The sequence below is a fragment of the Rhizobium sp. SAFR-030 genome (assembly GCF_059415005.1).
In genome coordinates this window covers 99880-125663 of record NZ_JBPFDO010000006.1, presented here as the reverse complement: position 1 = coordinate 125663, position 25784 = coordinate 99880, and the positions used below count along the sequence as shown (strand labels likewise).

Here is a 25784-nt window from a genome sequence, read left to right as displayed (position 1 = left end):
TGCAGGCGGTTTTTGTTTGTCGGCATGTCACTCGTGGGACCTGCTGCGTCAGGCCCGATCGCGAATGTTCAGCCTCGGTGTCGACAGCGCATAGCGCAGGCCATCCGGCGCGTAGGTCAGCGTCCCGGTTCCGCCGAAATCGTGCGGCGCGACGCGTTCCATCAGCGTCGTGCCGAAGCCGCGTCGCTCCGGCGGCCGTACTGCCGGTCCGCCGGTCTCCACCCAGTTCAGGTCGAAACCCTGTTCTCCCGCCTTCTGCCAGGTGATGCGCACGCGGCCGGCATCCGCCGACAGCGCCCCATACTTGAAGGCGTTGGTGGCCAGCTCGTTGATCGCCAGCGCCAGTGACAGCGCCTGCTTCTCGTTGACGGCGATGGTCGGGCCGTTCATCTCGATCCGCTCGTCGCCCGCCCGGTGTACCGAAAGCACCGTGTCCAGAACCTGGCGCACCGGCACGTCACCCTTTGGCGTATCGGTCATCATGGTATGGGCGCCGGCAAGGGCCGCCAGCCGCTGCAGCAGCAGTGGCCGCGTCTCCGCAGGAGGCCGCTCTCCACGCAGCGTCTGGCTGACGATCGAGGTGACGGTGGCGAATATGTTCTTCATGCGGTGCTGCAGCTCCGCATTCATCAGCTGGATGCGGCGTTCTGTCTCGACGCGCTTCGTCGTCTCGATCACGGTATCGAGCATGCCGACAATCTTGCCCTCGTCGTCGCGTAGCGGACTGTAGCAGAAGGTGAAGAAGGCCTGCTCGGGATAGCCGTTGCGGTCGACCGTCAGCGGAAAGTCCTCGATGAAGGTTGCCTCGCCGGCGCGGGCCTTCTCGGCGATCGGTCCAATGACCTCCCAGGCTTCCGCCCAGACGACACCGAACGGCTTGCCCATCGCTTCCGGCTTGTTGCCGAGAATGGCGCGGAACGGGTCGTTGTATATGAGGGTGAGGTCCGGGCCCCATGTGACCGCGGAAGGGAAGGACGAATTGAGGATGGTACCGACGGCCGTCTTCAGCGAGATCGGCCAGCTCTCGATCGGGCCGAGCGGCGTGGCCGACCAATCGAACTGGGAAACGAGCTGGGCGGATCTGCCGTCACCCTGCAGGAAAGGAGGTCTCTGGTTTACGCTCACGGTGCCTTCCAAGTTTTCTGTCTGGCGCGCAGGCAGGCCGGCCGCGTCGCGATCATAGTATCTAGGGTAGCGGGCCATCCTGGCAAACCCAAATCTGCGCGAGCCGGCACGACAGTCGTGCGAGCGAGGTTGACGTGTGGCGGGAGAAACGACGACAACCGTAAAGGAGCAGGGGAGAGGGGGAGACGCGGTGATCGACAAGCTGGAATTCTTCATCACGCTGGCCGGCACCGGCCATTTTGGCAGGGCGGCGGAAGAGTCCGGCGTCTCGCAACCGACGCTGTCGGCGGCCATCCGCCAGCTGGAGGATCAGCTCGGCGTCGTGCTGGTCGTGCGCGGCTCGCGCTTCCAGGGGCTGACGCCGGAGGGCCAGCGGGTGCTCGAATGGGCACGCCGCATTGTCGGCGACACGCGCACCATGCGCGAGGAGATGCGGGCGGCCCGCAAGGGGCTCGCCGGCCACATGCGCATCGCCGTCATCCCGACGGCGCTCGCCATGGTGCCGCGCCTGACCGAGCCTTTCCAGGCCCGTCATCCGGCGGTCACCTTCTCCGTCACCTCGCGCACCTCGCTGCAGGTGCTGAGCCAGTTGGAGAACCTGGAGATCGATGCCGGCATCACCTATCTTGACAACGAACCGCTGGGGCGGGTGACGACGGTGCCGCTCTATTCGGAGCGCTATCACCTGATCGCCGCTGCCGGAACGCCGCTGGCCGACCGTGACGAGGTGTCCTGGAAGGAGGTTTCCAATCTTCGGCTTTGCCTATTGACGCCGGACATGCAGAACCGCCGGATCATCAACAAGCACATGGCAGAGGCAGGTGTGTGGGCCAAGCCGACGCTCGAATCCAATTCGATGATCGTCCTGTTTTCACATATCCGCACCGGCCAGTGGGCGTCGATCATGCCGCGCAACGTCGCGGAATCATTCGGCTTTCCTGAGCAGATCCGGATGATCCCGATCGCCCAGCCGGAAGCCGAGCATCTCGTCGGCCTGGTCGCCACCCATCGCGAACCGCACACCCCGCTGGTCTCGGCGCTGTTGCACGAGGCGCGGGCACGGGCCGCGGCGGCCGACTTCGATAGGAAAATCCTATCGACCCACGGCACACCGTTATTGACCTAACCGTGGGTTGAGCCTCAGTCTACCCTCAAGCGGATCCGGTGAGGACGGATCTGCGTCGGTTTGGGAGGACTGACCTGATGAATATTCGCGCGGTTGCGGTGGATGAGGCAACCCGGATCCTTTCGATCATCGATGACTGTCGCCATCTTGAAGGGCCGATGCTGCCGATCCTTCACAAGGTGCAGGCGGAATTCGGCTTCATCCCCGAGGCCGCCAAGCAGGTGATCGCCCAGACGCTGAACCTGTCGCGCGCCGAGGTTCACGGCGTCGTCAGCTTCTATCACGACTACCGGGATCATCCGGCCGGCCGCCACGTCCTGAAGATCTGTCGCGCCGAGGCCTGTCAGGCGATGGGCTGCGAGCAGCTGGCCGACGGCCTCAAGGCAAGGCTCGGCATCGACTGGCACGAAACTGCAAGCGACGGCTCCGTCACGCTCGAACCCGTCTACTGTCTCGGCCTCTGCGCCACGGCGCCGGCCGCCATGCTTGACGGAACGCTGTATGGCCGGCTCGACGAGGACTGTCTGACCGACATCGTTGCGGAGGTGCGCCGATGAGCGTCACCGTTTTCGTTCCCCGCGATTCCGCCGCACTCGCCGTCGGCGCAGATCGTGTCGCCGCGGCCATCGAGCGCGAGGCAACGGCCCGTGGTCTCGACGTGACGGTGGTCCGCAACGGCTCGCACGGCATGCTGTGGCTGGAAGTGCTGGTCGAGGTCGAAACGATAAATGGCCGCGTCGCCTATGGCCCGGTGAGGCCATCCGACGTACCGTCGCTGTTCGGCGCCGATTTCCTTGCCGGTGGCCGGCATCCCCTCTCTCACGGCCTGACCCGCGAGATCCCCTTCCTCAAGAGCCAGACACGGCTGACCTTCGCGCGCTGCGGCATCACCGATCCGCTGTCGCTTGCCGATTACCGGCGCTACGGCGGCCTGATCGGTCTCCAGGCTTCGCTGCGCATGACATCGGCACAGATCGTCACCGAGGTGACGGAGAGCGGCTTGCGCGGTCGCGGTGGCGCCGGCTTCCCGACCGGCATCAAGTGGAAGACGGTCGCCGATGCCGTGGCCGACCAGAAGTACATCGTCTGCAATGCCGACGAAGGCGATAGCGGCACGTTTGCCGACCGGATGATCATGGAAGGCGATCCCTTCGTGCTGATCGAGGGCATGACGATCGCCGGTATCGCCGTCGGCGCGACGAAGGGCTATGTCTACACCCGCTCGGAATATCCGCAGGCCATCGCGGTGATGAACGAGGCGATCGAGCTCGCCCGGCGCGAGGGCATTCTCGGTCCCTCGGTGCTCGGTTCTCAGCATGCCTTCGACATGGAGGTGCGCGTCGGCGCCGGTGCCTATGTCTGCGGCGAGGAAACCTCGCTGCTGAATTCGCTGGAGGGCAAGCGCGGCGTGGTGCGTGCCAAGCCGCCGCTTCCGGCATTGCAGGGCCTGTTCGGCAAGCCGACCGTCGTCAACAACGTCATGTCGCTGGCGTCTGTGCCGATCATCATGGACCGTGGCGCGTCCTTCTATCGCGATTTCGGCGTCGGCCGCTCGAAGGGCACGATCCCCATCCAGCTGGCCGGCAACATCCGGCACGGCGGACTGTACGAAACGGCGTTCGGCCTGACGCTCGGCGAACTGGTGAACGACATCGGCGGCGGCACGCTCACCGGGCGGCCGGTCAAGGCGGTGCAGGTGGGCGGTCCGCTCGGCGCCTACTTCCCCGTCTCGCTGTTTTCGACAAGCTTCGACTACGAGGCCTTCGCTCTCGCCGGCGGACTGATCGGCCATGCGGGTGTGGTGGTCTTCGACGACACTGCCGACATGCTGAAGCAGGCCCGCTTCGCCATGGAATTCTGCGCCATCGAAAGCTGCGGCAAGTGTACCCCCTGCCGCATCGGCTCGACGCGCGGCGTCGAAGTGGTCGACCGGATCTCCCGCGGCATCGAGCCGGAACAGAACCGGGCGCTGCTGGAGGATCTCTGCAACACGATGAAGTTCGGCTCGCTCTGCGCGCTCGGCGGCTTCACGCCCTATCCGGTCATGAGCGCGCTGACGCATTTCCCGCAGGATTTCGCGCCGGTGCCGATGGTGGAGGCAGCCGAATGAGTGACGGTTCGTGCTCGTCATCCTCGGGCTTGTCCCGAGGATCTACCGACATTGCCATGCGGGCGACATTCATTGCTGAACGGATACCCGAAATTCAGACGCAGCAGATCCTCGGGACAAGCCCGAGGATGCCGGCGGAAAGGTAAGCGCAATGTCCCTCGTTCATGAAATCGACTACGGCACGCCCGCCTCGAAATCCGCGGAGACCGTGACGCTGACCATCGACGGCCGCGCCGTCACCGTGCCCGCCGGCACGTCGATCATGCGCGCCTCCCGGGAGGCCGGCATCCAGGTGCCGAAACTCTGCGCCACCGACATGGTCGATGCCTTCGGCTCCTGCCGCCTCTGTCTGGTGGAGGTCGAGGGCCGTAACGGCACGCCGGCCTCCTGCACCACGCCGGTCGCCGCCGGCCTCGTCGTCCACACCCAGACGGAGCGCCTGAAGCAGATCCGCAAGGGGGTGATGGAGCTCTACATTTCCGACCACCCGCTCGATTGTCTTACCTGCGCCGCCAACGGCGATTGCGAGTTGCAGGACATGGCCGGCGCCGTCGGCCTGCGCGACGTGCGCTACGGCTACGAGGGCGACAACCATGTGAAGGCCCGCAGCGAGGGCGCGATCAACGCCAAGTGGATGCCGAAGGACGAGAGCAATCCGTACTTCACCTATGACCCGTCGAAATGCATCGTCTGTTCGCGCTGCGTGCGGGCCTGCGAGGAGGTGCAGGGCACCTTCGCGCTGACGATCGAGGGCCGCGGCTTCGAAAGCCGGGTGTCGCCCGGCGCCCACGAACACTTTCTCGACAGCGAATGCGTCTCCTGCGGCGCCTGCGTGCAGGCCTGCCCGACGGCGACGCTTACCGAGAAGTCGGTGATCGCCATCGGCCAGCCGGAGCATTCGGCGGTCACCACCTGCGCCTATTGCGGCGTCGGCTGCTCGTTCAAGGCGGAGATGCGGGGCGAGGAGCTGGTGCGCATGGTGCCGTTCAAGGACGGCCAGGCCAATCGCGGCCATTCCTGCGTCAAGGGCCGGTTCGCCTATGGTTACGCAAGCCACAAGGACCGCATCCTCAATCCGATGATCCGCGAAAACATCGCTGATCCGTGGCGCGAGGTCAGCTGGGAAGAGGCCTATGCCTATGTCGCCTCGCAGTTCCGCCGCATCCAGTACCAGTATGGCCGCGACTCGATCGGCGGCATCACCTCGTCGCGCTGCACCAACGAGGAGACCTACCTCGTCCAGAAGCTGATCCGGGCCGGTTTCGGCAACAACAATGTCGATACCTGCGCCCGCGTCTGCCATTCGCCGACCGGCTACGGTCTCGGCCAAGCGTTCGGCACTTCGGCCGGTACCCAGAATTTCGACAGCGTCGAGCATTCGGACGTGGTGGTGGTGATCGGCGCCAATCCCACCGATGGCCATCCGGTGTTCGGATCGCGGCTGAAGAAGCGGCTGCGGCAGGGGGCAAAGCTCATCGTCATCGATCCGCGCCGTATCGATCTCGTGCGCACGCCGCATGTCGAGGCCTCGTTCCACCTGCCGCTGCTGCCGGGCACTAATGTTGCGGTGATGACGGCGCTCGCCCACGTGATCGTCACCGAAGGCCTTGCCGACGAGACGTTCATCCGTGAGCGCTGCGACTGGTCGGAGTTCGAGGACTGGGCGGCCTTCGTCGCCGAGCCGCAGCACAGCCCGGAGGAGACGGAAAAGTTCACCGGCGTTCCGGCAGCCGACCTGCGCGGCGCGGCGCGGCTGTTTGCCACCGGCGGCAATGGCGCGATCTATTACGGCCTCGGCGTCACGGAGCACAGCCAGGGCTCGACGACGGTGATGGCGATTGCCAACCTTGCCATGGTCACCGGCAATATCGGCCGGCCCGGCGTCGGCGTGAACCCCCTGCGCGGCCAGAACAACGTCCAGGGCTCCTGCGACATGGGCTCCTTCCCGCACGAGCTGCCGGGCTATCGACACATCTCCGACGATGCGACCCGCGAGACGTTTGAAAAGCTGTGGGGCGTGACGCTTGCCAGCGAGCCGGGCCTGCGCATCCCCAACATGCTGGATGCCGCCGTCGAAGGCACGTTCAAGGGCATCTACATCCAGGGCGAGGACATCCTGCAGTCGGATCCGGACACCAAGCATGTCTCGGCCGGGCTCGCCGCCATGGAATGCGTCGTCGTCCACGATCTCTTCCTCAACGAGACCGCCAACTACGCGCATGTCTTCCTGCCGGGCTCGACCTTCCTCGAGAAGGACGGCACCTTCACCAATGCCGAGCGGCGCATCAACCGCGTCCGCAAGGTGATGACGCCGAAGAACGGCTATGCCGACTGGGAGGTAACCCAGAAGCTGGCGCAGGCCATGGGGCTCAACTGGAACTACACCCACCCGTCGCAAGTCATGGACGAGATCGCCGCCACCACGCCAAGCTTTGCCGGCGTCTCCTATGATTACCTGGAGAAGATGGGCTCGGTGCAGTGGCCGTGCAACGAGAAATTCCCGGTCGGTTCGCCGATCATGCATGTCGATGGTTTCGTGCGCGGCAAGGGTAAGTTCATACGCACGGAATACGTCGCGACCGACGAGCGCACGGGGCCGCGCTTCCCGCTGCTGCTGACCACCGGCCGCATCCTCAGCCAGTACAATGTCGGGGCCCAGACCCGGCGCACCGAAAACGTCGTCTGGCACCAGGAGGACATGCTGGAGATCCATCCGCACGATGCCGAACAGCGCGGCATCAAGGATGGCGACTGGGTCAAGCTTGCCAGCCGCTCGGGTGATACGACGCTGAGGGCGCTGATCACCGACCGCGTCGCGCCGGGCGTCGTCTACACAACCTTCCACCACCCGAATACACAGGCAAATGTGATCACCACTGATTTTTCCGACTGGGCAACCAACTGTCCGGAGTACAAGGTAACCGCGGTGCAGATCTCGCCATCCAACGGCCCGAGCGAATGGCAGGAGGAATACGAGGAACTGGGACGCCGTTCGCGGCGTATTGCAGCCAGGCTGGAGGCGGCGGAATGAGCCAGGCGGGTCCTGCCATTGTGTTGAGGGACGACAGAATTTGACGGAGCTTGCTGAATGATGCCGCCCTTCCGAACCGTCCCGGAAATGCAGTTCCGGAACGGCAGCCTGCGCACTGCGACGCGCCCGGTCGCCGAAGAGGTGGCGATCGCCATGTCCTACGGCGGCTCTACCCATGCGGTGATGATGGCGACGCCCGCCGACCTCGACGATTTCGCCGTCGGCTTCTCCATGGCCGAAGGCATCATCCGCTGCCCGGAGGAGATCCTCGCCGTCGAGCCGATCGAGGCCGGCGACGGCATCGACGTGCAGGTGACGCTGAAGGATGCGACGGCCGAGGCGTTGACCTCGCGGCGGCGGCGCATGGCAGGCCCGGTCGGCTGCGGCCTCTGCGGCATCGAATCGATCGAGCAGGCGACCCGCGAGGTGCCGCATATCCGCGACTGCAATTTCAAGTTTTCAGGCGCCGAGATCGCCGAGGCCATGCGGCTGCTGGGCGACGGGCAGAAACTCAACCGGGAAACGCGCGCCGTGCACGGTGCGGGCTTCTACCTTCCCGGTGAAGGCCTGGTGGCGATCCGCGAGGATGTCGGCCGCCACAATGCGCTCGACAAGCTGGTCGGCGCGGTGCTGCTCGGCGGCTGGGAGCCGACGGCGGGCATCGTCGTCGTCACCAGCCGACTGTCGGTGGAAATGGTGCAGAAGGCGGCGATCCTCGGCAGTCCGGTGCTGGCGGCCATCTCGGCGCCGACGACGCTTGCCATCCAGACCGCCAAGGCTGCCGGCATGACGCTGATCGGCATCGCCCGCGATGATGATTTCGACGTCTTCACCCGGGCCGACCGGCTGACGGCGGGAGGGATTTCCAATGTCGCATGATTACGTCGACGAAAAGCTCGTGCGCATGGCCAACCAGATCGCCACCTTCTTCGGCTCGCAGCCGGAAGAGGTGCGCACCGATGGCATCGCGACGCACATCAACAAGTTCTGGGAGCCGCGCATGCGACGTCGCTTCTTCGAGATGATGGATGGCGGCACCGGCGGCTTTCTGCCGTTGGTGGTCAGCGCCGCCCCCAAGATCAAACGGCCCGGCGAAGGCAATAGCGGCGCGGTCGGCGTCGGTGCCGATGCCGCGGCGGGAGCGCCCGGCGGACACGGTCCGGCGAGTGGAGAATCCTTGTCGGAACCAAGCGTTCCGGAAAGGACGGACTGATCCCGCCGGCGCTGTCGGGGTGACAGCGCGAACGGATCCGATCACCAGAGGTTTCAGAGGGAGATATTGTCGATGGCAGTAGCAGGCGTGACTGACGAGGGGCTGGCCGGTGCCGGTATCCTCGACCGCGAGAGGATTATCGCGCAACCGGGCTTCAACCGCTGGCTCGTGCCGCCGGCGGCATTGGCCATCCATCTCTGCATCGGCATGGCCTACGGCTTCAGCGTCTTCTGGCTGCCGCTCAGCCGGGCGCTGCCGTCCACCGATCCGAGCTGCAGCGGCCTGACGCTGGCCGGTGCCCTGTTCACCACCGCCTGCAACTGGCGCGTCGCGGATCTCGGCTGGATCTATACGCTGTTCTTCGTGCTGCTCGGCTGCTCGGCGGCCATCTGGGGCGGCTGGCTGGAGCGGGTCGGCCCGCGCAAGGCGGGCTTCGTCTCCGCCTGCTGCTGGTGCGGCGGTATTCTCGTCGCCGCCATCGGCGTGATGACCCACCAGCTGTGGCTGATGTGGATCGGCGCCGGCGTCATCGGCGGCATTGGTCTCGGGCTCGGCTATATCTCGCCGGTCTCGACGCTGATCAAGTGGTTCCCCGACCGCCGCGGCATGGCCACCGGCATGGCCATCATGGGATTTGGCGGCGGTGCGATGATCGGTGCGCCGCTCGCCAACCTGCTGATGACCTATTTCAAGACCGACGTATCGGTCGGCGTCTGGCAGACCTTCGTGGTCATGGCGCTCATCTACTTCGTGTTCATGATGGGCGGCGCGTTCGGCTATCGCATTCCGCCGGCTGGCTGGCGTCCGGAAGGCTGGGTGCCGCCGGCGTCCAAGAGCACGATGATCACCACGCGCCACGTGCATCTGCGCGATGCGCACAAGACGCCGCAGTTCTGGCTCATCTGGGCGGTGCTGTGCCTCAACGTCTCGGCCGGTATCGGCGTCATCGGCGTTGCCTCGCCGATGCTGCAGGAAATTTTCGCCGGCTCGCTGATCGGTCTGCCGGATCTTACCTTCAGCCAGCTCGATGTCGGCCAGAAGGCGCAGATTGCCGCGATTGCCGCGGGCTTCACCGGGCTCCTGTCGCTGTTCAACATCGGCGGGCGGTTCTTCTGGGCGTCGATGTCCGACAGGATCGGCCGCAAGAACACCTATTACTGCTTCTTCATTCTCGGCATCGTCATGTACGCACTTGCCCCGACGCTTGCCGGTCTTGGCTCGAAGGCGCTGTTCGTGCTCGCCTTCGGCATCATCCTGTCGATGTATGGCGGTGGTTTCGCCACCATCCCCGCTTATCTTGCGGATATCTTCGGCACCCAGTTCGTCGGCGCCATCCATGGCCGGCTGCTGACCGCTTGGGCAACCGCCGGCATCGTCGGTCCGGTGGTCGTCAACTACATCCGCGAGGCGCAGATCTCCGCCGGCGTCGCGCCGGGACCGTCGCTCTATACGGGCACCATGTACATCCTGGCTGGCATGCTGGCGCTCGGCCTCGTCGCCAACGCGCTGGTCAGGCCGCTGTCGGACAAGTGGTTCATGTCGGATCAGGAAGTGGCGGCGCTGCAGGCAAAGAGTGCGGCAGCCGATGCGGGCCCGACCGGCTCCTTCGGCATCGGTACCGGCGGCTTCGATGCCAAGGCGGCACTCGCCTGGGCCGTTGTCGGCATCCCGCTGCTCTGGGGTGTGTGGGTGACGCTGAGAAGCAGCATGGTGCTGTTCGGCTGACAAGCCAAACCCGTCATTGCTCTTGGAAGCCGGCCGCGTGCCGGCTTCCTGCGTTGAGGAGCCTAGTTCAGCCAGAGATGGATGAGCGCCGCTTCCGGGGTCTCGTTGCCGCCGTTCTCGATGCCTGTGCTCCACAACCCGGCACTCGCCTGATAGACGCCGGGCTCCAGCCCGCCGGTCTCGCACTGGCTGACGGCGCGGATCCTCTGTCCGGCGCGCACCGCCCCGGTGAGCACGTCCAGAAGCTCCCGGTCGTCCATCATCGTGCCCGATCCGAACACGCGCAGAACCGCTCCGTCGAGCGTCGAGAGGGCGGAGCGCAGGAAAGCCGCCGGCAGGCCCGGCGTCAGCGTCAGCACCGCCAGCCGGCGCGGCGCGAAGAAGCGCCGAAGCGGCGACTGGCTTTTCGCCTGCGGGAGGGAGCGGAAGGCGTCGGCGGCATGGCTGTCGCGTTTCACCAGCCCGGCGGCAGGCATCAGGCGGCCGGCAAAGGCCAGCCAGACCCCCCCTTCGGCAGGCCCAAGGGCTGCCTCGATGGCAAGCGCGAGATTGCCTTCAGCATCGCCGTCACCGCCGAGCGGGATCATCGAGCCGCAGAGGATCACCCGACGCGCCTCGCCGGCCAGCGCCTGAGACAGGGCGGCCCCGGTGTAGGCCATCGTGTCGGTGCCGTGGGTGACGATCACCGGCACATCCGGATGGGCGCGGATCACCGCAAGCATCTCGTTCCAGTGAGCCGGGCCGACGTCCGAACTGTCGAGAAGCGGGGCAAAGATGTGGGTGCTGAGCGCGATCCCCGCCGGCAGCCGTTCGGAGAGCGCCGCCTCGACCAGTCCATCCATGGGTGCAAGACCCGAGGGGCCGGGCGTCATGCCGATCGTGCCGCCGGTGTGGATGAGAAGCAGGCGCATGAAACCTCCTTGGGTGGGTGCCGACGATCATCGGAGCGTCTGGTACGGCAGGACGCATCGGCGATCAACCAGCGACGTCGGGCAGCCGGACACCCATAACGCAAACAAGGCAGCGCGGGGTCGCGCTGCCTTGTTCGAACTGTCGTCGTCGCGTGCCGTTCAGGCAGCGATTTCCTCGATTTCAGAGCCCTTGAACATCTTGGAGAGGTTCAGGAAGCAGATCATGCCGTTCTCGTTGGCGATAATGCCTTCGGAGAAGGACTTGTCGAACGAGGCGGAGATTTCCGGAACCGGCTGGACCTGGCTGGACGGGATGGTGAGGATGTCCGACACGCGATCGACCAGCATGCCGATCACCATGTTGTGGACTTCCGCCACGACGATCGCGGAACGCTCGTTGGCAACCGTGCTCTTCATGCCCAGCTTGTAGGCGAGGTCGATGATCGGGATCACCGAGCCGCGCAGGTTCATCACGCCGATAACGTCGGCCGGCGCGTGCGGGATCGGCGTCGAAGGCGCCCAGCCGCGGATTTCGCGGATGGTCGTCGTCTTGACGCAGAATTCCTGGTCGTGAAGGCGGAAGGCAATGATCTCAAGCGTTTCGCCGCTGAAGCTTGCCGAAGGGATCGTCGTAGCCATCAAAATTCTTCCCAATTTGCCGAGACCTGGACTGCGGCCGCGGCACCGGAACGTGACCGGGCAACCGTCGCCATCAGTGCGCGGGCCGGCGACGCCACGGGGCGTGTATCGGGTCGCGCAAGCGAGACTGTAGCGGAAGATTGTTTCCCAAAGCTGAATCGGCCGATGAGCCCGTTGAGCGCCTGCGCCTCGCTGGCAAGGCTGTTGCTGGCGGCGGTCGATTCCTCCACCATCGCGGCGTTCTGCTGGGTGTTCTGGTCCATCAGGTCCAGCGCGTTGTTGATCTCCCGCAGCCCGGTCGCCTGTTCGCGGCCCGCCTCGACGATCGCCTTGACGTTGGCATTGATGTCGCCCACCTCTGCAATGATCGCCTTCAGCGCCTTGCCGGTCTCATCGACCAGCGTCACGCCCTGCAGGACCTGCTGGCTGGAGGTGGTGATCAGCGCCTTGATTTCCTTGGCAGCCTTTGCGGAGCGCTGGGCAAGTTCGCGGACTTCCTGGGCAACAACGGCAAAACCCTTGCCGGCTTCACCGGCACGCGCCGCCTCGACGCCGGCATTCAGCGCCAGAAGGTTTGTCTGGAAGGCGATCTCGTCGATGACGCCGATGATGCTGGAGATTTCTCCCGAAGACTTCTCGATCTGGCCCATGGCGGTGATCGCCTTGGCGACCACTTCGCCGGAGCGGGTGGCACCGACCGTTGTCCGCTCGACTTGCTCGCCGGCCTCTTCGGCGCGCTTGGCACTGGTGGCGACGGCCTGCGTCATCTCGGTCAGTGCTGCAGCGGTCTCTTCGACCGCGGCCGCCTGCTGCTCGGTCCGTCTCGAGAGGCTCTCGGAGGCTTCCTTGATCTGCGACGAGGCCGAGGCGATGGCGTCCGCATTGCTGCCGACGATCTGCATCGCCTGGCGCAGCTTGTCCAGCGAGGTGTTGAAGTCGTTGCGGATCTGCTCGAGGCCCGGGATGAACGGGCGGTCGAGGCGGAAGCTCAGGTCGCCATTTGATAGCGCTGTCAGACCTTCGGCAATATCATCCACCGCGCGCACCCGCTCGCTGATGTCGGTGGCGAACTTGACCACCTTGAACACCCGGCCGTCGGCATTGAAGATCGGATTGTAGGAGGCCTGGATCCAGACCACGCGGCCGCCCTTGCCGATGCGCTTGAATTCGGCGCTCTGCGGTTCGCCGGCAGCAAGCGCCTTCCAGAACGCACGGTACTCGGCGCTGTCACGCAGGCCCGGCTCGCAGAACATGCCGTGGTGGCGACCCTGGATCTCTGAGAGGCTGTAGCCGAGGCAGGCGAGAAAGTTCTCGTTCGCGGTGAGGATGTCGCCTTCGGGCGTGAATTCGATGACCGCCTGGCTGCGCGAGATCGCGTCGATCTTGCCGGCATTATCGACCGAACGCATCTTCTGAGCGGTGATGTCGGTGGCGATCTTGATGACCTTGATCGGCTTGCCGCCCGACAGGATCGGGTTGTAGGAGGCCTGGATCCAGATCTCGGTGCCGCCCTTGCCGATGCGCTTGTATTCGGCAGCCTGGAACTCGCCTCGGCCCAGCCGCTCCCAGAACGCCTTGTAGTCCGGCGTCTGGACATAGGCTGGCTCGCAGAACATGCTGTGATGCTGTCCCTTGATCTCGGACAGGCTGTAGCCCAGCGTTCGACAGAAGTTTTCGTTGGCGGTCAGAACGCGGCCGTTGAGGTCGAATTCGATGATTGCCTGAGAACGATTGAAGGCCTCCAGCGTCGCCTTCGCGCCGCCCGACCCCAGGATATGCAGTTGCATCCGAAACCCCTCGTTACCGCGTGAGCGCGGTGGTGACGTTCACGACCCTGGAGGTAACCGGAGCCTCACCGTTCGTTACCAGTACAATTAAGGGGAAATCTTTAAAAATCCGTCACGCTGCGCGATAGACTTTAGCAGCAAAGTATTCCTCAACACTTAAACTTGGGGTCGTTGTGACGAATGAAAAGACAACCGCAGGCGTCAAGAAAACGGCTCGAGGAAGAGCGTCAGTATTCTCTTTCGTAGAAGATCCCTGCTGATCCGCCATCGCTGCCGGCCGAGCCTTTGAGCTTCACGCCGCGGCCGACGTCGAGATTGATCGAAGCGTTCGCGCCGCCTTCCGCTCCACCCTGTTCCAGCTGCAGATAGGTGCGGTTGTTGAGGTAGCGTCCGACCGACACGCTGGTCTGGCCGGTGTCGTCGGTGTTGATGTCGATGTCGTCGACGCCGAGCGTCGCGCGCAGCGTCTGCAGGAGCGAGGTCGAGCCGCCGCCGGCCAGCTGGCTTGCGGCATCGGCCAACTGGGCGATCTGCAGCGGCGAGAGGCGGGCCATCGACTGGCCGAAGATCAGCTGCGCCAGCACCTCGTCCTGCGGCAGCGCCGGTGCTGAGGAGAAGCTGACCTCGGGATCGTTGGCGAGGCCGCTGACGGCGATGTTGATCGTCGTCTGGCCGGAGCTGGTGCTGGCGATCAGGTCGAGTACCGGGATGAGGCCGCCGCTGAAGGTGATCTTGCCGGTGGTGAAGTCCAGCCGCTTGGTGAGGATGACAATTCGGCCGCGGCGCATCTGGAAGCCACCGGAAACGTCCGGCGCCGCCGTGGTGCCGCGCACCGTCAGCGTTCCGCCGAGTTCCGCATCGATGCCGCGGCCGCGCACGAAGATGCCGTTCGGGGCGTTGAGCGTCAGGTCGAGGTTGATGCCGGCGCTGGTGCCGGTGCCGCCCTTCGGCCGCATGGCTGCCAGCAGGGCGCGCACGTCGGGTGGCGGGTTGCGGTGCTTCACGTCTATTTCGGCAAGCGATGCGGGAAGGCGGGCAGGCACCGTAATGTTGGCGCGCACCAGCGTCACCGTGCCGCCGAGCGTCGGGCCCTGCAGCAGCGGGCCGGTCACGGTCAGCTGGCCGTTGACGGTCGCGGTCACCAGGTTGCCGTCGACATAGGTGGCGTTGTCGAGGCCGACGCGCAGGTCGGCGGCAAAGCCGTCGCGCAGGCCGACGGATCCCTGCACCGTCAGCCGGCCGCCGGTGGAAACGCTGGCCGAGAGGTTGGTGATCGTCGCGCGATCGCGGTCGAAGGAAATGGCGGCGGCGATGTTGTTGAGCGCCAGGTTGCGGCGCACGTCGACGATGCGGGCGCCGGATGTCGAGGCACTGCCGGTGACGATCGGTGCGGCGACGGTGCCGCCGACCTTGACGTTGACCCGGCCGGTGCCGTTCAGCACCAGGCCCTGGCCGGCAAGCTGGGCTGCAGCGAGCGCGAAGGGCAGGTCGCCGTTGACGCTGAGGTCGAGGGCACGGTCGCCGGTCAGGCCGACGGATCCACCGCCGGAAAGCGCCAGGCCGCCGGCGCCGGTCAGCCGGGCGTCGAAGGTGACGCGGCTGGTATCGGCGGTGCCGTTGGCGGCGATGCGAAAGGGTGCAAGGCCTGCGGTGCGGGTCTGGGCGAGGGATGCGCCGCTCCAGGCAAGGTCGAAGCGGGCACCGGAGACGCCGGCACCCGGCAGTGCTGTGATCTTGCCGGTAATCTCACCGGTGGCGCCCAGCCCCGGCACGAAGGCGTTGGCAAGGCTTGCGGGCAACGAGTTGATGTCGGCGTTGAGGTCGAGCACGGGGCCCGCCTGGCCGCCGAGCGTGACGCTGCCATTGGCCGTCAGCGACAGTCCGTTCGGTCCGCTCAGCCGCGTTTCGCCAAGCGCCAGCCGGCCGTTCTCAAACTGGCCGGCGGCCTTCAGGTTGAGCCCCCCGACGCCCGCATCGCCCTGGCGGCGGATGGCACCGTCGGCCCATTGCAGGTCGTAGCGGATGGCCGGCGCGGCGACGCTGCCGTTGACGGTGGCGGTTCCCGAAATCGTGCCGCCGGCCTCGACGTTCGGCACGAAGGCACCGGCGAGGCTGGCGGGAAGGGACGCGATGTTGGCCGTCAGCGCCAGCGGCCGGTCGCCGGCAAGTCCGACGGTACCGGTTGCCGTGGCCTCAAGGCCGGAGGGTCCGGTGATGCCGGCCTGTTCAAGCGTCAGCGTGCCGTTGGCGATCGCTCCGCGCGCCTGCACGGCAAGGCCCTTCAGCCCGGCGTCTACGGTCTGGCGCAGCGCCGCGTCCTGCCAGGCGAGGTCGAAGCGGGCGGTCGGCGCATCCGGCGTGCCGCTCGAGGAGATGCTGCCGGAAATCGTTCCGCCGGCGCCGAGACCCGGCGAGAAGGCATTGGCGAGATTGGCGGGCAGGGCGGCGATATTGGCATTGAGATCGAGCGCCGGTCCCTGCGGGCCGTTCAGCAGAACGCGGCCCTGCGCCGTCACCGACAGGCCGGACGGGTCGCTCAACTGCGTCTGCTCCAGCGTCAGGATGCCGTTCTCGAAGCTGCCCTGGGCGCGAAGCCCGAGTGCGTTGACGTTCGCCTCGCGCGTCTGCGCCGTCGATCCGTCGGCCAGCGTCACGTCGTAGCGCAGCGCCGGGGCGGACAGTGTTCCGGCCGCGGTGATCGTGCCGTCGAGACTGCCGGCCGCCTTCAGGTCCGGCCGCGCGATGTCGGCCAGCGCCGCCGGAAGGCGGGCAAACTGTGCAGAAAGGTTGATGGGACGGTCGCCGGCAAGCTGGGCGGTGCCGCTGGCGGTGAGCGACAGGCCGTTCTGGCCGGTAAGCCGGGCGGTGTCGATCGTCACCAGCTGGTTGGCGAAGCTCCCCTTTACGGCGACCGACAGTCCGTCCAGCCGCGCCGCCCGGGTCTGCGCCAGAGAGGCGTCGGCCCAGTCGAGGGCGAAGCGCGCCTGCGGCGCGGCAAGCGTTCCGGACGCGGTAAGCGTGCCCGAGAGCAGCCCCTGCGCGCCGAGGTCGGGGCGGAACGTGTTGACCAGCGCTGCTGGTACTGCGGCAAGCGTGCCGTTCATAGAGAGTGGCCGGTCGCCGGACAGATCGAGCGAGCCGTCGGCGGTCAGCGACAGTCCCTCCTTGCCGGTCACGGCAAGGCTGTCGAGCGTCAGCGTGCGGCCCTCGAAGCGCCCCTTGGCGGTTGCCGAAAGCCGGTCGAGGCCGGCGGTGCGCAGTGCGGCGACGGAACCGTCGGGCAGTGCCAGATCGAAGGTTGCGGCCGGTGCCGCCACCGTACCCTTGATCGCCGCGGTGCCGGTCACGATGCCTTCGGCGCCGAGATTGGGCACGAAACGGTCGGCAAGCGCTGCAGGAAGGGCGGCCAAGCGGACGGTAAGATCGAGCGGCTGCGGATCGGCGGTGCCGATCGTGCCGCTTGCGGTGGCGGCAAGGCCGTCGCCGTTTTCGAGTTTGACGTCGTCGAGCGTCACGGTGCCGTTCTGGAAGCGTCCGCGCGCCGCAAGGCCGAAGGGTTGCAGTCCTTGCGCGCGCGTCTGGGCCAATTCGGCGCCGGTCCATTCGGCGCTGTAGCGGATCAGCGGATCGGCGGTGGTGCCGGCAACCGTGACGACGCCGCCGATCGTGCCCTCGGCGCCGATGCCGGAGACGAAGCCGTTGGCGAGTGCTGCCGGCAGTTCGCCGATGCGCACCGCGAGGTTCAGCCGCTCTGCCGCGGTTCCCTCGACGACCACGCGGCCGCCGCCGGCGGTCAGCACGATGCTGCCGAGATTGACGGTGCCGCCGGCAATGCCGATCTGCGCAGGCTCGGTCAGCGCCACCGGCACGCCACCGGGGCTTGCGGAGAAGCGGTCAATCGAAAGGGTCATTGCCCCGGCAGTCGCCTGGTCCAGCGCTCCGGCCAGCGTCAGCGGCTGTCCGCCGTACTGGGCGGCGAGGTCGAAGCCGGTGCGGCTCGCGGTCTGTGAAAGGGTCAGCATGGCGTTGTCGATCGCCTGCGCCCCGGTGCCGATGCGGCCGGCGCGGATCGTGCCCTCGGCGGATAGTCCGGCGAGGTTGCCGCTCACCAGGTCGATGTTCGGCGTGTCGATTGTCACGCCCTGCGCCGTCACCGTCTGGCCGCTCGCCTTCAGCGTCGCGGTGATCAGGTCTGGCGTGCTGGCAAACGTCACGGTGCCGCGCAGATCGCCGCCAACCTTCTGTCCGGCCAGCGATGCCAGCAGGCCGAGGTCGGGTAGGTCGAAGTCCAGCTGTCCGGCAGGCCGGAATTGCGGCGATAGCGTCACGCCGCCGGTCAGCCGGTTGGTGCCGGCCTCGACGACAAGGTTGGCGATCGAGATCTGCTCGTCGGCGCGGCGGACATCGGTCTGCAGGCGGATCGGCTTGCCGTCGATATTGCCGGCGGCCTGCAGCGTGCCGCCCGGGGCAGCGCCGGTCACGGCGCCGTCGAAGCGTGCGGTCATGCCCTGCAGCGCGTGGCCACTTGCGCGCAGCTCGGCAGCGTTCAGCACGGCGGTGGCGGCCAGCGCATCGAGCGGGCCTGTCACCTTGACGTCGTACCCGACGGCACCCTTGGCATCCTTTCGGAACCTGGCGATATCGGCAAGCCGGCCTGCCAGATGCGCATCGAGCGTGCCGTTTTCTAGCAGCAGGTTGCCGTGGCCGTCGACGAGGCCCGACTTGAGCACGAGGTTTTCAAGGCTCGTCTTTCCGCCGATCACCGCGTCGACATAGCCTTCCAGGCCGATCATGTCCTCGAAGTTGCGCCCTACCGCTTCCGGCAGGCCGTCGGGGTTCAACGACACGCGGACATTGCCGGTGATCGACTGCTTGGCAAGGTTATAGGCGCCGCTCACGGTGCCGGAAACATTGGCACTTTCGAAGGTCGAGGCGTCGAGCCCGATCGCCGGCAGCGCCAGGCGGATCGGCGCGTCGAGGCGGATCGGTCCATCGACAAGTCGGTCGATGTCGGGATTGGCAAAATCGGCGCGGGCTGCTGAAAGTCGGGTGCGGATGCTGCCGGCACGCTGCACGAGGTCCAGGTCTTCGCTTTCAGCCTGCAGCCGCACCTGCTCGAAGCTGGCGCCCATCGCCGAAACCGAGCGCAGCGAAGCCGTGGCGTTGAAGCGCGAGGCGTCAGCCGGTCCGGTCAGCGTGAAGTTCAGATTGTCGACCGCGAACCGCGCCGGTCCGCCGTTCATCGGCCATTCGATGTCGACGGGGCCGTTGGTCGTCGCAATGCTGCCGGTCAGGCTGTTGTCGCCGGAGGGGTCGAGCGCGCCGGCGGCGGAAAGCTTGACGGCGCCGGTGGAAAGCTCGCCCTTCTTGATCTCGATGCGGCCGTTGCCGCTGACCAGTGCACCGACATTGATGTCGCTGCGGCCGACGAAGAGCGGTCGCAGCGTCGGCGGCAAAAGCTCTGCCAGCTGGCCGCCGCCGTGGATCTGCAGCTGGTGGATGCCCTCCGGCGTCATCGTATGCTGGCCGTCCATGCCGATCACCGGCTTGCCGTCGACGGTGCCGCGCAGCTGGCCGGTCCAGTTCGACAGCGGTCCCTGGCCGTCGAGAGCCAGCGAAACGGACGGCGTCTGCGGCAGGCGCAGCAGCCGCGCCAGAAGTCCGCCCTGCGGTTCGGCGACCAGCGCCTGCAGCTTCAGTTCGTTCTGTCCGGGGGCAAACACGATGTCGGCCGTGGCCGAGGCGTCGGGCGTGTCCTTGCGATGCGCCGAAACCTTGACCGCCACCCGTTCGCCGGTGGCGTTGACGGCGCCTTCGGCCGCCAGGTCGAACTGCCGGCCGGTCAGTGCCGGGCCGAGCGAGATGTCCGGCAGGCGGATCGCGTCGATCTCGATGTTGACCGGCAGCGACGAGCCGCCCGACGAGGTCTGCTCGTTGGTCGGCGCTGGCTGCGCGGTCTCGATCGGCGGACGGGTGACGCTGAGGCTGGCGATGTCGATGCTGTCGGCATGGAAGGTGGCGCGCAGCAGCGACAGCGGCGACCAGTCGACGGTGATGTCGCGGGCCGCGGCATAGGGTCCGCCGCTGTCGGAGACGGTGACTTCGTCGATGTGCAGACGGCCGGTCAGCAGACCGTCGGGGGGCGAAATGGTGATGCGCTGGTCAGGCCCGGAGATCAGCGACGACACCATGTCTGCGGTCATGCGCTTGCCGGCCGGCACGAAACCGAGGAACAGGACGACTGCCAGCACAAGGACGAGCAGGAGCGCTGCCACGGCGATCGCCAGGCGCAAGATCCCTCTCGTGAGGCGGGATGGCGATGTCATGTGCGCGGGTTCACCCTTGTGTACTCCGGACGTGCCAATCATGATCCTCGTTACGATGCGACATCAGAAAGCCTGTCCGATCCCCGCGTAGATCCCGTAGCTGCTCCCGCCTTCATAACGGTCGAGAGGCACCGCGACATCGAGTCGGATGGGTCCGAACGGCGTTGTATAGCGCAGGCCGATGCCAGCGCCCATGCGAATATCGGAGAAATCAGGCACGATTTCGTTCGTCACTGTACCGACGTCGAAAAACGGAACCAGACCGATCTTTTCAGTCACCTTGACGCGGGCCTCGAAGGAGGCGAGCGCATAGGAACGGCCGCCAGTCGCCTCGTTCTCGGCGTTGTACGGAGAGATCTCGCGGTAGGCGTAGCCGCGCACCGATCCGCCGCCGCCGGCGTAGAAACGTCGGGTCGTCGGGATGTCCTGCAGCTGGTCGGCGCCGACGATCGTGCCGGCTGCGACGCGGGCGGCAAGCACCAGGTCGTTCTCGTCGCCGAAGCCGAGATAGCCGGATGCCGACCCCTCGAACGACGAGAAGATGCTGCCGCGATAAGCCTCGTAGCTCGGCTGCGCCGAAAGCGTGGCGCGGTAGCCTTCCGTCGGCTCCATCTTGTTGTCGCGCGCATCGCGCTCGAAGGACAGCGGCGTCGAGAAGGTCAGGTAGGTGTTCTTGCCGAAGGCGTCGTCGGCGCGCACCCAGGCGATCTCGCCACCGCCCTTGATGGTGTCGGTGTCGTTCAGCTCGTAGGACAGAATGGTGCGGGCGGTCACGGAAGTCGCCGTATAGGCGTCCGGCGTCTCGCGCTCGGCTTCCAGGCTGGCGTCGAGCGTGATGCGCGGCAGGATGGCGCCCGGCTTGGTGAAGAAGATGCCGGCCGAATAGTCGAAAGTGGTATAGTCGGTGGTGGCGCCGATACCGGAAACCTTGCCTTCGACGCGCAGCGATTCCGCCTCGCCGAACAGGTTGCGGTGGCCCCAGTAGCCGGAGACGCCCGCACCGTCGATCGACGAATATTCGGCGCCGAAGCCGTAGTAGCGGAACTTGCCTTCGGAAATCTCGATGGTCAGCGGCAACGTACCATTGGGCGCCAGCATCTCGGACTCGCGCACCGTCACGCTGGAGAAGACGCCGAGTTCCCGCAGCCGCTCGCTGGCCTTCTTCAGCTGGTCGGGGGAGTAGCGCTGCGGCTCGTCGAGGCGCGAATAGCGGCGGATGAAATCCGGGTTCACCGCCCGGGCGCCCTTTACCGTCACCTCGCCCAGCGATGCGACAGGGCCGCTCTCGGCCGCCAGCGTTAGGGCCACCGTGCTGTTTGTGTGATTGGCGATCACGTCGCGGGTGCTGAGCTTGGCGAGAGGCCGGCCGCCGTTCTTCAGGTCGCGAACGATCCGCTCGCCGGCCTGGATGATGCGCACCGAGCCTGCGGGCTCACCGATGTCGAGCTTGTATTCGCTCGGATCGAGGCCGGCGGCATCGCCCTTCAGGGTCACCGAGCCCAGCGTGAACACCGGTCCGGTCTCGATGGTCACGGTCACCGGCACCGGCGCGCTGTGGTCGAAGACCGGGGTCGGCGGCAGACGGTCGAGTTCGGTTCCGCCGATGGTGATGCGCACGACGCCGCCGTAGCGGGCTTCCTCGTAGAGCACGGCGACCAGGCGTTCGCGGTCTTCGCGCGCCTTGACCACCAGTCCGAGGTCGCCGGAGACCGGCAGTTCCTTGTCGGCCACCAGCGATGTCGCGGTCTCCAGCCGCTCCTGCAGCTTGTCGTCGGCACCGGTGATGTCGACGGACGCATCGTAGCGGACCGGGTCGATGACCTCGGCCGTCTCGTCCTCGGTTTCGAACAGGGTAATGCCGAAGATCTTCAGCGCATGGGCCTCCGGCACGAGGCCGGGAAAGGTCAGCAGCGTCGCGGCAAGAGCGGCTGCAACCCCTGTCTTCCGAGCCGCCGACGGGCGTTCCGGTCCGGGCATGTCCCTGCTCTTACTCAGTTTACCGATCCCACTTGCGGGGGCTTCATGCCCATCTGACGAATTTTGAATGTAATCGCAAATGTGCGAAAAGAGTACAAGCTTTTCTACGGTTATCCTACGAAAAGGCCCCGGTGTTGCCACCGGAGCCCAGTATAGTCGTCTGCCGATTGGGCCGATTAGTAGCGTCCGCCGCGCGGGCAGCTGTCGACGTAGCGACGGCCGTAACGGTCGCGGTAGTAGCACTGGCCCGGCTGTTCGGCGACAGAGCCGATGACTGCGCCGGAGACGCCGCCGATGGCAGCGCCGACCGCTGCGCCGCGCACGTTGCCGGTGGCCAGGCCGCCGATCACGGCGCCGCTGCCGGCGCCGATGGCAGCGCCCTGTTCCGTCTGGGTGCAGCCGGCCATCGTCAGGCCAACCACCATAAGCATCAATGCCTTTTTCATCGCTCTCTCCAAATTGCTATGAGTTCAGGCCGCTGCGAAGCCGGTCATTCCTCGTCTACGGCGCAGGTCAGTTAATCCCGCTGATGGGAAGGATAAGATTCCGATCGCGGAAGTCCATATCTGCGGCTGCTGTTTCTTTTAGCAGGTCTGCAGACGAGCGCTGCAAACGCCGAAACAGGATCGAAACTAGCTGTTGATCGATGGCCGAAAAAGGCAAATGATGCGGTTGTGTTTGAGGAGGCACGACACGCGGGCTTGAGGAGGCCGGCGGGTGGGAGGAGGCGCCGCGCCGAGGAGGCATTCCTGTCTCGGCCGGACGTCTCGTTCGCGGGTGGCTCGTGGAGGCACGCGTCTGGAGGATGAGCGGGAGGAGATCTCATGACGAAGGTGACGTTGACGGTGAACGGCCGGGCAATGACGGGCGAGTGCGACGATCGCACGCTGCTCGTGCATTTCATCCGGGACAGGCTGGGGCTGACCGGCACGCATGTCGGCTGCGATACCACCCAGTGCGGAGCTTGCGTCGTGCATCTCGACGGGCGGTCGGTGAAAAGCTGTTCGATCCTCGCCGTCCAGGCGTCGGGCTCCGCCGTCACCACCATCGAAGGCATCGCCGCGCAGGGCGAACTGCATCCGGTGCAGGTGGCCTTCAACCAGCATCATGGATTGCAGTGCGGCTTCTGCACGCCGGGCATGGTGATGACTGCCATCGACATGATCGGCCGCCACGGCGGCACGCTCGACGAGGCCACCGTGCGCCTCGAACTGGACGGCAATATCTGTCGGTGCACCGGCTATCACAACATCGTCAAGGCGGTGCTGGCGGCCGACGCTGCCATGCATGCCGAGCAGCGTGCGGCTGCTGAATAAGAGGCAACAGGCAACAGGCAATAGGCAATAGGCAATAGGCATCAGTGTTCGGCGCCGAGCCCTTACGTCTCCATTGCTAATGCCTATTGCCGTTTGCCTGATCCCTATTCTCTGGAGGAAATGAACATGGGTCTCGAAGGTATCGGTGCACGGGTCGCCCGCAAGGAGGACAGACGCTTCCTCACCGGCAAGGGGCGCTACACGGACGACATGGTGGTGCCCGGCATGAAGCATGCCGTCTTCGTCCGCAGCCCGCATGCGCATGCGCGGATCACCGGCTTCGACGCCTCGGCGGCGCTCGCGATGCCCGGCGTTATCGGCGTGCTGGAAGGCCGGCAGCTGCAGGCCGACGGCATCGGCAATCTCATCTGTGGCTGGATGATCCACTCGAAGGACGGTTCGCCGATGAAGATGGGCGCCTGGCGGCCGCTGGCGGTCGATACCGTCCGCTATGTCGGCGATGCGGTGGCGATCGTGATTGCCGACAGTGCCGCCGAGGCCCGCGATGCGGCCGAAGCAGTGGTCGTCGATTACGAGGAGCTGCCGGCGGTGGTCACCGCGCCGGCCGCACTTCAGCCTGACGCACCGCAGATCCATCCGGAAGCGCCGGGCAACCTGATCTTCGACTGGCAGATCGGCGATCCGGCTGCCACCGATCAGGCGATCGCCCGGGCGGCACACGTCACCGAGATCGAGATCCTCAACAACCGCCTGTCGCCGAACCCGATGGAGCCGCGCGCCACGCTCGGCATCTACGACGACGCGGAGGATCACTACACCTGCTACACGACCAGCCAGAACCCGCATGTGGCGCGGCTGGTGATGAGCGCCTTCTACAATGTCGCCCCGGAAAACAAGCTGCGCGTCATCGCCCCGGATGTCGGCGGCGGTTTCGGCTCGAAGATCTACATCTATCCGGAAGAGATCGTCTGTCTGTGGGCGTCGAAGAAGACCGGCGTGCCGGTCAAGTGGACGTCCGACCGCACCGAAGCCTTCCTCACCGATGCACATGGCCGCGACCACGTATCAAAGGTGAAGATGGCGTTTGATGCCGACCACCGCATCATCGGCCTGAAGGTCGATACCATCGCCAATCTCGGCGCCTACATGTCGCTCTTCTCGTCGGCGGTGCCCACCTATCTCTATGCGACGCTGCTGTCGGGCCAGTACGCCATCCCGGCGATCCACGCCAATGTCCGCACCGTCTATTCGAATACCGTGCCGGTCGATGCCTATCGCGGCGCCGGGCGGCCGGAAGCCACCTACCTCCTGGAACGGACGATGGAGACGGCTGCCCGCGAACTTGGCATTTCACCGGCCGAGCTTCGCCGCAAGAACTTCATCCGCAGCTTCCCCTACCAGACGCCGGTGATCATGACCTATGACGCCGGCGACTACGAGGCCTCCCTAGAGGCCGCCATGCAGGCGGCCGACTGGGACGGCTTTGCCGCCCGTCGGGCGCAGTCGGAAGCCCGTGGCAAGAAGCGCGGCATCGGCATGAGCTGCTATATCGAGGCCTGCGGCATCGCGCCGTCTCAAGCCGTGGGCTCGCTTGGCGCCGGCGTCGGCCTGTGGGAATCGGCGGAGGTACGGGTCAACGCCGTCGGAACCATCGAGGTGCTCACCGGTTCGCACAGCCACGGCCAGGGTCACGAGACCACCTTCGCGCAGCTGGTGGCCGATCGCCTCGGCGTGCCGCTTGCCAGCGTCAACATCGTCCACGGCGATACCGACAAGGTGCAGATGGGCATGGGCACCTACGGTTCGCGCTCCGGTGCGGTCGGCATGTCGGCAGTGGTCAAGGCGCTCGACAAGGTGGAGATGAAGGCGAAACGCATCGCCGCCCACCTGATGGAAGCCGACGAGGCCGACATCGTCATCGACAACGGCGAGGTGAAGGTGGCCGGCACCGACAGGAGCCTGCCGTGGTTCCAGGTGGCGCTCGCCGCCTACACCGCCCACAACCTGCCGTCAGGCATGGAGCCCGGCCTCAAGGAGACGGCCTTCTACGATCCGTCCAACTTCACCTTTCCGGCCGGCTGTTACATCGCCGAGGTGGAGGTCGATCCGGAAACCGGCAAGACGGAGATCCTGCAGTTCGTCGCCGCCGACGACTTCGGCAACATCATCAACCCGATGATCGTCGAGGGTCAGGTGCATGGCGGGATCGCGCAGGGCATCGGTCAGGCACTGATGGAAGAGGTGCGCTACGACGAACAGAGCGGCCAGCTGCTGACGGCAAGCTACATGGACTATGCCATGCCGCGCGCCGACGACCTGCCGTCGTTTTCGCTGTCGCACCAGAATACGCCGTGTCCCAGCAATCCGCTCGGCATCAAGGGATGCGGTGAGGCCGGTGCCATCGGTTCGCCGCCGGCGCTGATCAACGCTATCACCGACGCCATCGGCGTCAATACGCTGACCATGCCGGCAACGCCGCTCAAGGTCTGGACCGCGCTGCAGGGCGTCGCCCTGCGCCAGGCCGCCGAATAGGCAAA

At 66.0% G+C, this 25784-nt stretch carries 16 protein-coding genes; 9 read left to right on the top strand and 7 right to left on the bottom strand.

Annotated elements, in window-relative coordinates:
* Positions 1 to 48 precede the first annotated feature (48 nt).
* On the bottom strand, positions 49 to 1125 hold the full coding sequence (locus ACR65N_RS18640) for a sensor histidine kinase (protein ID WP_440458221.1): 1077 nt from the start codon (positions 1123 to 1125) through the stop codon (positions 49 to 51).
* Positions 1126 to 1315: 190 nt separating this feature from the next.
* On the opposite strand from ACR65N_RS18640, the gene ACR65N_RS18635 reads away from it, so the two are divergent.
* The 7 genes from ACR65N_RS18635 to ACR65N_RS18605 all read left to right on the top strand — a co-directional run bounded on the left by ACR65N_RS18635 (position 1316) and on the right by ACR65N_RS18605 (position 10330).
* On the top strand, positions 1316 to 2251 hold the full coding sequence (locus ACR65N_RS18635; protein ID WP_440458220.1) for a LysR family transcriptional regulator: 936 nt from the start codon (positions 1316 to 1318) through the stop codon (positions 2249 to 2251).
* 77 nt (positions 2252 to 2328) lie between these two features.
* Complete coding sequence (locus tag ACR65N_RS18630; RefSeq protein ID WP_440458219.1) at positions 2329 to 2808, top strand: formate dehydrogenase subunit gamma; 480 nt, start codon at positions 2329 to 2331, stop codon at positions 2806 to 2808.
* Positions 2805 to 4361, top strand: a complete 1557-nt coding sequence (locus tag ACR65N_RS18625; protein WP_440458218.1) for a formate dehydrogenase beta subunit — start codon at positions 2805 to 2807, stop codon at positions 4359 to 4361. Before ACR65N_RS18630 ends, ACR65N_RS18625 begins: the two co-directional genes overlap by 4 nt.
* Positions 4362 to 4512: 151 nt before the next feature.
* Positions 4513 to 7392: a formate dehydrogenase subunit alpha gene (fdhF, locus tag ACR65N_RS18620; RefSeq protein ID WP_440458217.1), complete on the top strand. Its 2880-nt coding sequence runs from the start codon at positions 4513 to 4515 to the stop codon at positions 7390 to 7392.
* A gap of 60 nt (positions 7393 to 7452) precedes the next feature.
* Positions 7453 to 8271 carry a formate dehydrogenase accessory sulfurtransferase FdhD gene (gene fdhD / locus ACR65N_RS18615; protein ID WP_430307755.1) on the top strand — a complete coding sequence of 273 codons (819 nt, stop codon included), beginning with the start codon at positions 7453 to 7455 and terminating at the stop codon, positions 8269 to 8271.
* Entirely contained in the window at positions 8261 to 8605 is a 345-nt protein-coding gene (locus ACR65N_RS18610; RefSeq protein ID WP_440458216.1) for a formate dehydrogenase subunit delta, read from the top strand. Before fdhD ends, ACR65N_RS18610 begins: the two co-directional genes overlap by 11 nt.
* A gap of 72 nt (positions 8606 to 8677) precedes the next feature.
* Positions 8678 to 10330, top strand: a complete 1653-nt coding sequence (locus ACR65N_RS18605) for an OFA family MFS transporter (RefSeq protein ID WP_430307532.1) — start codon at positions 8678 to 8680, stop codon at positions 10328 to 10330.
* 62 nt (positions 10331 to 10392) lie between these two features.
* Here ACR65N_RS18605 and ACR65N_RS18600 read toward each other — a convergent pair whose 3' ends face one another.
* The 6 genes from ACR65N_RS18600 to ACR65N_RS18575 form a co-directional block, all read right to left on the bottom strand.
* Complete coding sequence (locus ACR65N_RS18600; protein WP_440458215.1) at positions 10393 to 11241, bottom strand: asparaginase domain-containing protein; 849 nt, start codon at positions 11239 to 11241, stop codon at positions 10393 to 10395.
* 159 nt (positions 11242 to 11400) lie between these two features.
* Positions 11401 to 11880, bottom strand: a complete 480-nt coding sequence (locus ACR65N_RS18595; RefSeq protein ID WP_430307530.1) for a chemotaxis protein CheW — start codon at positions 11878 to 11880, stop codon at positions 11401 to 11403.
* A complete protein-coding gene (locus ACR65N_RS18590) occupies positions 11880 to 13667 on the bottom strand; it encodes a methyl-accepting chemotaxis protein (protein ID WP_440458214.1) in 1788 nt (595 codons plus the stop codon). Before ACR65N_RS18590 ends, ACR65N_RS18595 begins: the two co-directional genes overlap by 1 nt.
* A gap of 227 nt (positions 13668 to 13894) precedes the next feature.
* A complete protein-coding gene (locus tag ACR65N_RS18585) occupies positions 13895 to 19960 on the bottom strand; it encodes a translocation/assembly module TamB domain-containing protein (protein ID WP_440458213.1) in 6066 nt (2021 codons plus the stop codon).
* Positions 19961 to 20056: 96 nt separating this feature from the next.
* A complete protein-coding gene (locus ACR65N_RS18580; protein WP_440458212.1) occupies positions 20057 to 21970 on the bottom strand; it encodes an autotransporter assembly complex protein TamA in 1914 nt (637 codons plus the stop codon).
* A 176-nt stretch (positions 21971 to 22146) separates the two neighbouring features.
* Complete coding sequence (locus tag ACR65N_RS18575; protein ID WP_430307525.1) at positions 22147 to 22416, bottom strand: YMGG-like glycine zipper-containing protein; 270 nt, start codon at positions 22414 to 22416, stop codon at positions 22147 to 22149.
* Positions 22417 to 22794: 378 nt separating this feature from the next.
* Here ACR65N_RS18575 and ACR65N_RS18570 point away from each other — a divergent pair, with 378 nt between their 5' ends.
* Entirely contained in the window at positions 22795 to 23286 is a 492-nt protein-coding gene (locus ACR65N_RS18570) for a (2Fe-2S)-binding protein (protein WP_440458211.1), read from the top strand.
* A 126-nt stretch (positions 23287 to 23412) separates the two neighbouring features.
* Positions 23413 to 25779, top strand: coding sequence for a xanthine dehydrogenase family protein molybdopterin-binding subunit (locus ACR65N_RS18565; protein ID WP_440458210.1), 2367 nt, complete (start codon positions 23413 to 23415; stop codon positions 25777 to 25779).
* Positions 25780 to 25784: the final 5 nt, after the last annotated feature.

Excerpts from the sequence above, each read along its gene's own strand:
- fdhD (WP_430307755.1), top strand. The coding sequence starts at position 7,453 with ATGCCGCCCTTCCGAACCGTCCCGGAAATGCAGTTCCGGAACGGCAGC.
- ACR65N_RS18570 (WP_440458211.1), top strand. The coding sequence starts at position 22,795 with ATGACGAAGGTGACGTTGACGGTGAACGGCCGGGCAATGACGGGCGAG.
- fdhF (WP_440458217.1), top strand. The coding sequence starts at position 4,513 with ATGTCCCTCGTTCATGAAATCGACTACGGCACGCCCGCCTCGAAATCC.
- ACR65N_RS18575 (WP_430307525.1), bottom strand. The coding sequence starts at position 22,416 with ATGAAAAAGGCATTGATGCTTATGGTGGTTGGCCTGACGATGGCCGGC.
- ACR65N_RS18595 (WP_430307530.1), bottom strand. The coding sequence starts at position 11,880 with ATGGCTACGACGATCCCTTCGGCAAGCTTCAGCGGCGAAACGCTTGAG.
- ACR65N_RS18565 (WP_440458210.1), top strand. The coding sequence starts at position 23,413 with ATGGGTCTCGAAGGTATCGGTGCACGGGTCGCCCGCAAGGAGGACAGA.
- ACR65N_RS18580 (WP_440458212.1), bottom strand. The coding sequence starts at position 21,970 with ATGCCCGGACCGGAACGCCCGTCGGCGGCTCGGAAGACAGGGGTTGCA.
- ACR65N_RS18600 (WP_440458215.1), bottom strand. The coding sequence starts at position 11,241 with ATGCGCCTGCTTCTCATCCACACCGGCGGCACGATCGGCATGACGCCC.
- ACR65N_RS18610 (WP_440458216.1), top strand. The coding sequence starts at position 8,261 with ATGTCGCATGATTACGTCGACGAAAAGCTCGTGCGCATGGCCAACCAG.
- ACR65N_RS18590 (WP_440458214.1), bottom strand. The coding sequence starts at position 13,667 with ATGCAACTGCATATCCTGGGGTCGGGCGGCGCGAAGGCGACGCTGGAG.
- ACR65N_RS18630 (WP_440458219.1), top strand. The coding sequence starts at position 2,329 with ATGAATATTCGCGCGGTTGCGGTGGATGAGGCAACCCGGATCCTTTCG.
- ACR65N_RS18605 (WP_430307532.1), top strand. The coding sequence starts at position 8,678 with ATGGCAGTAGCAGGCGTGACTGACGAGGGGCTGGCCGGTGCCGGTATC.
- ACR65N_RS18625 (WP_440458218.1), top strand. The coding sequence starts at position 2,805 with ATGAGCGTCACCGTTTTCGTTCCCCGCGATTCCGCCGCACTCGCCGTC.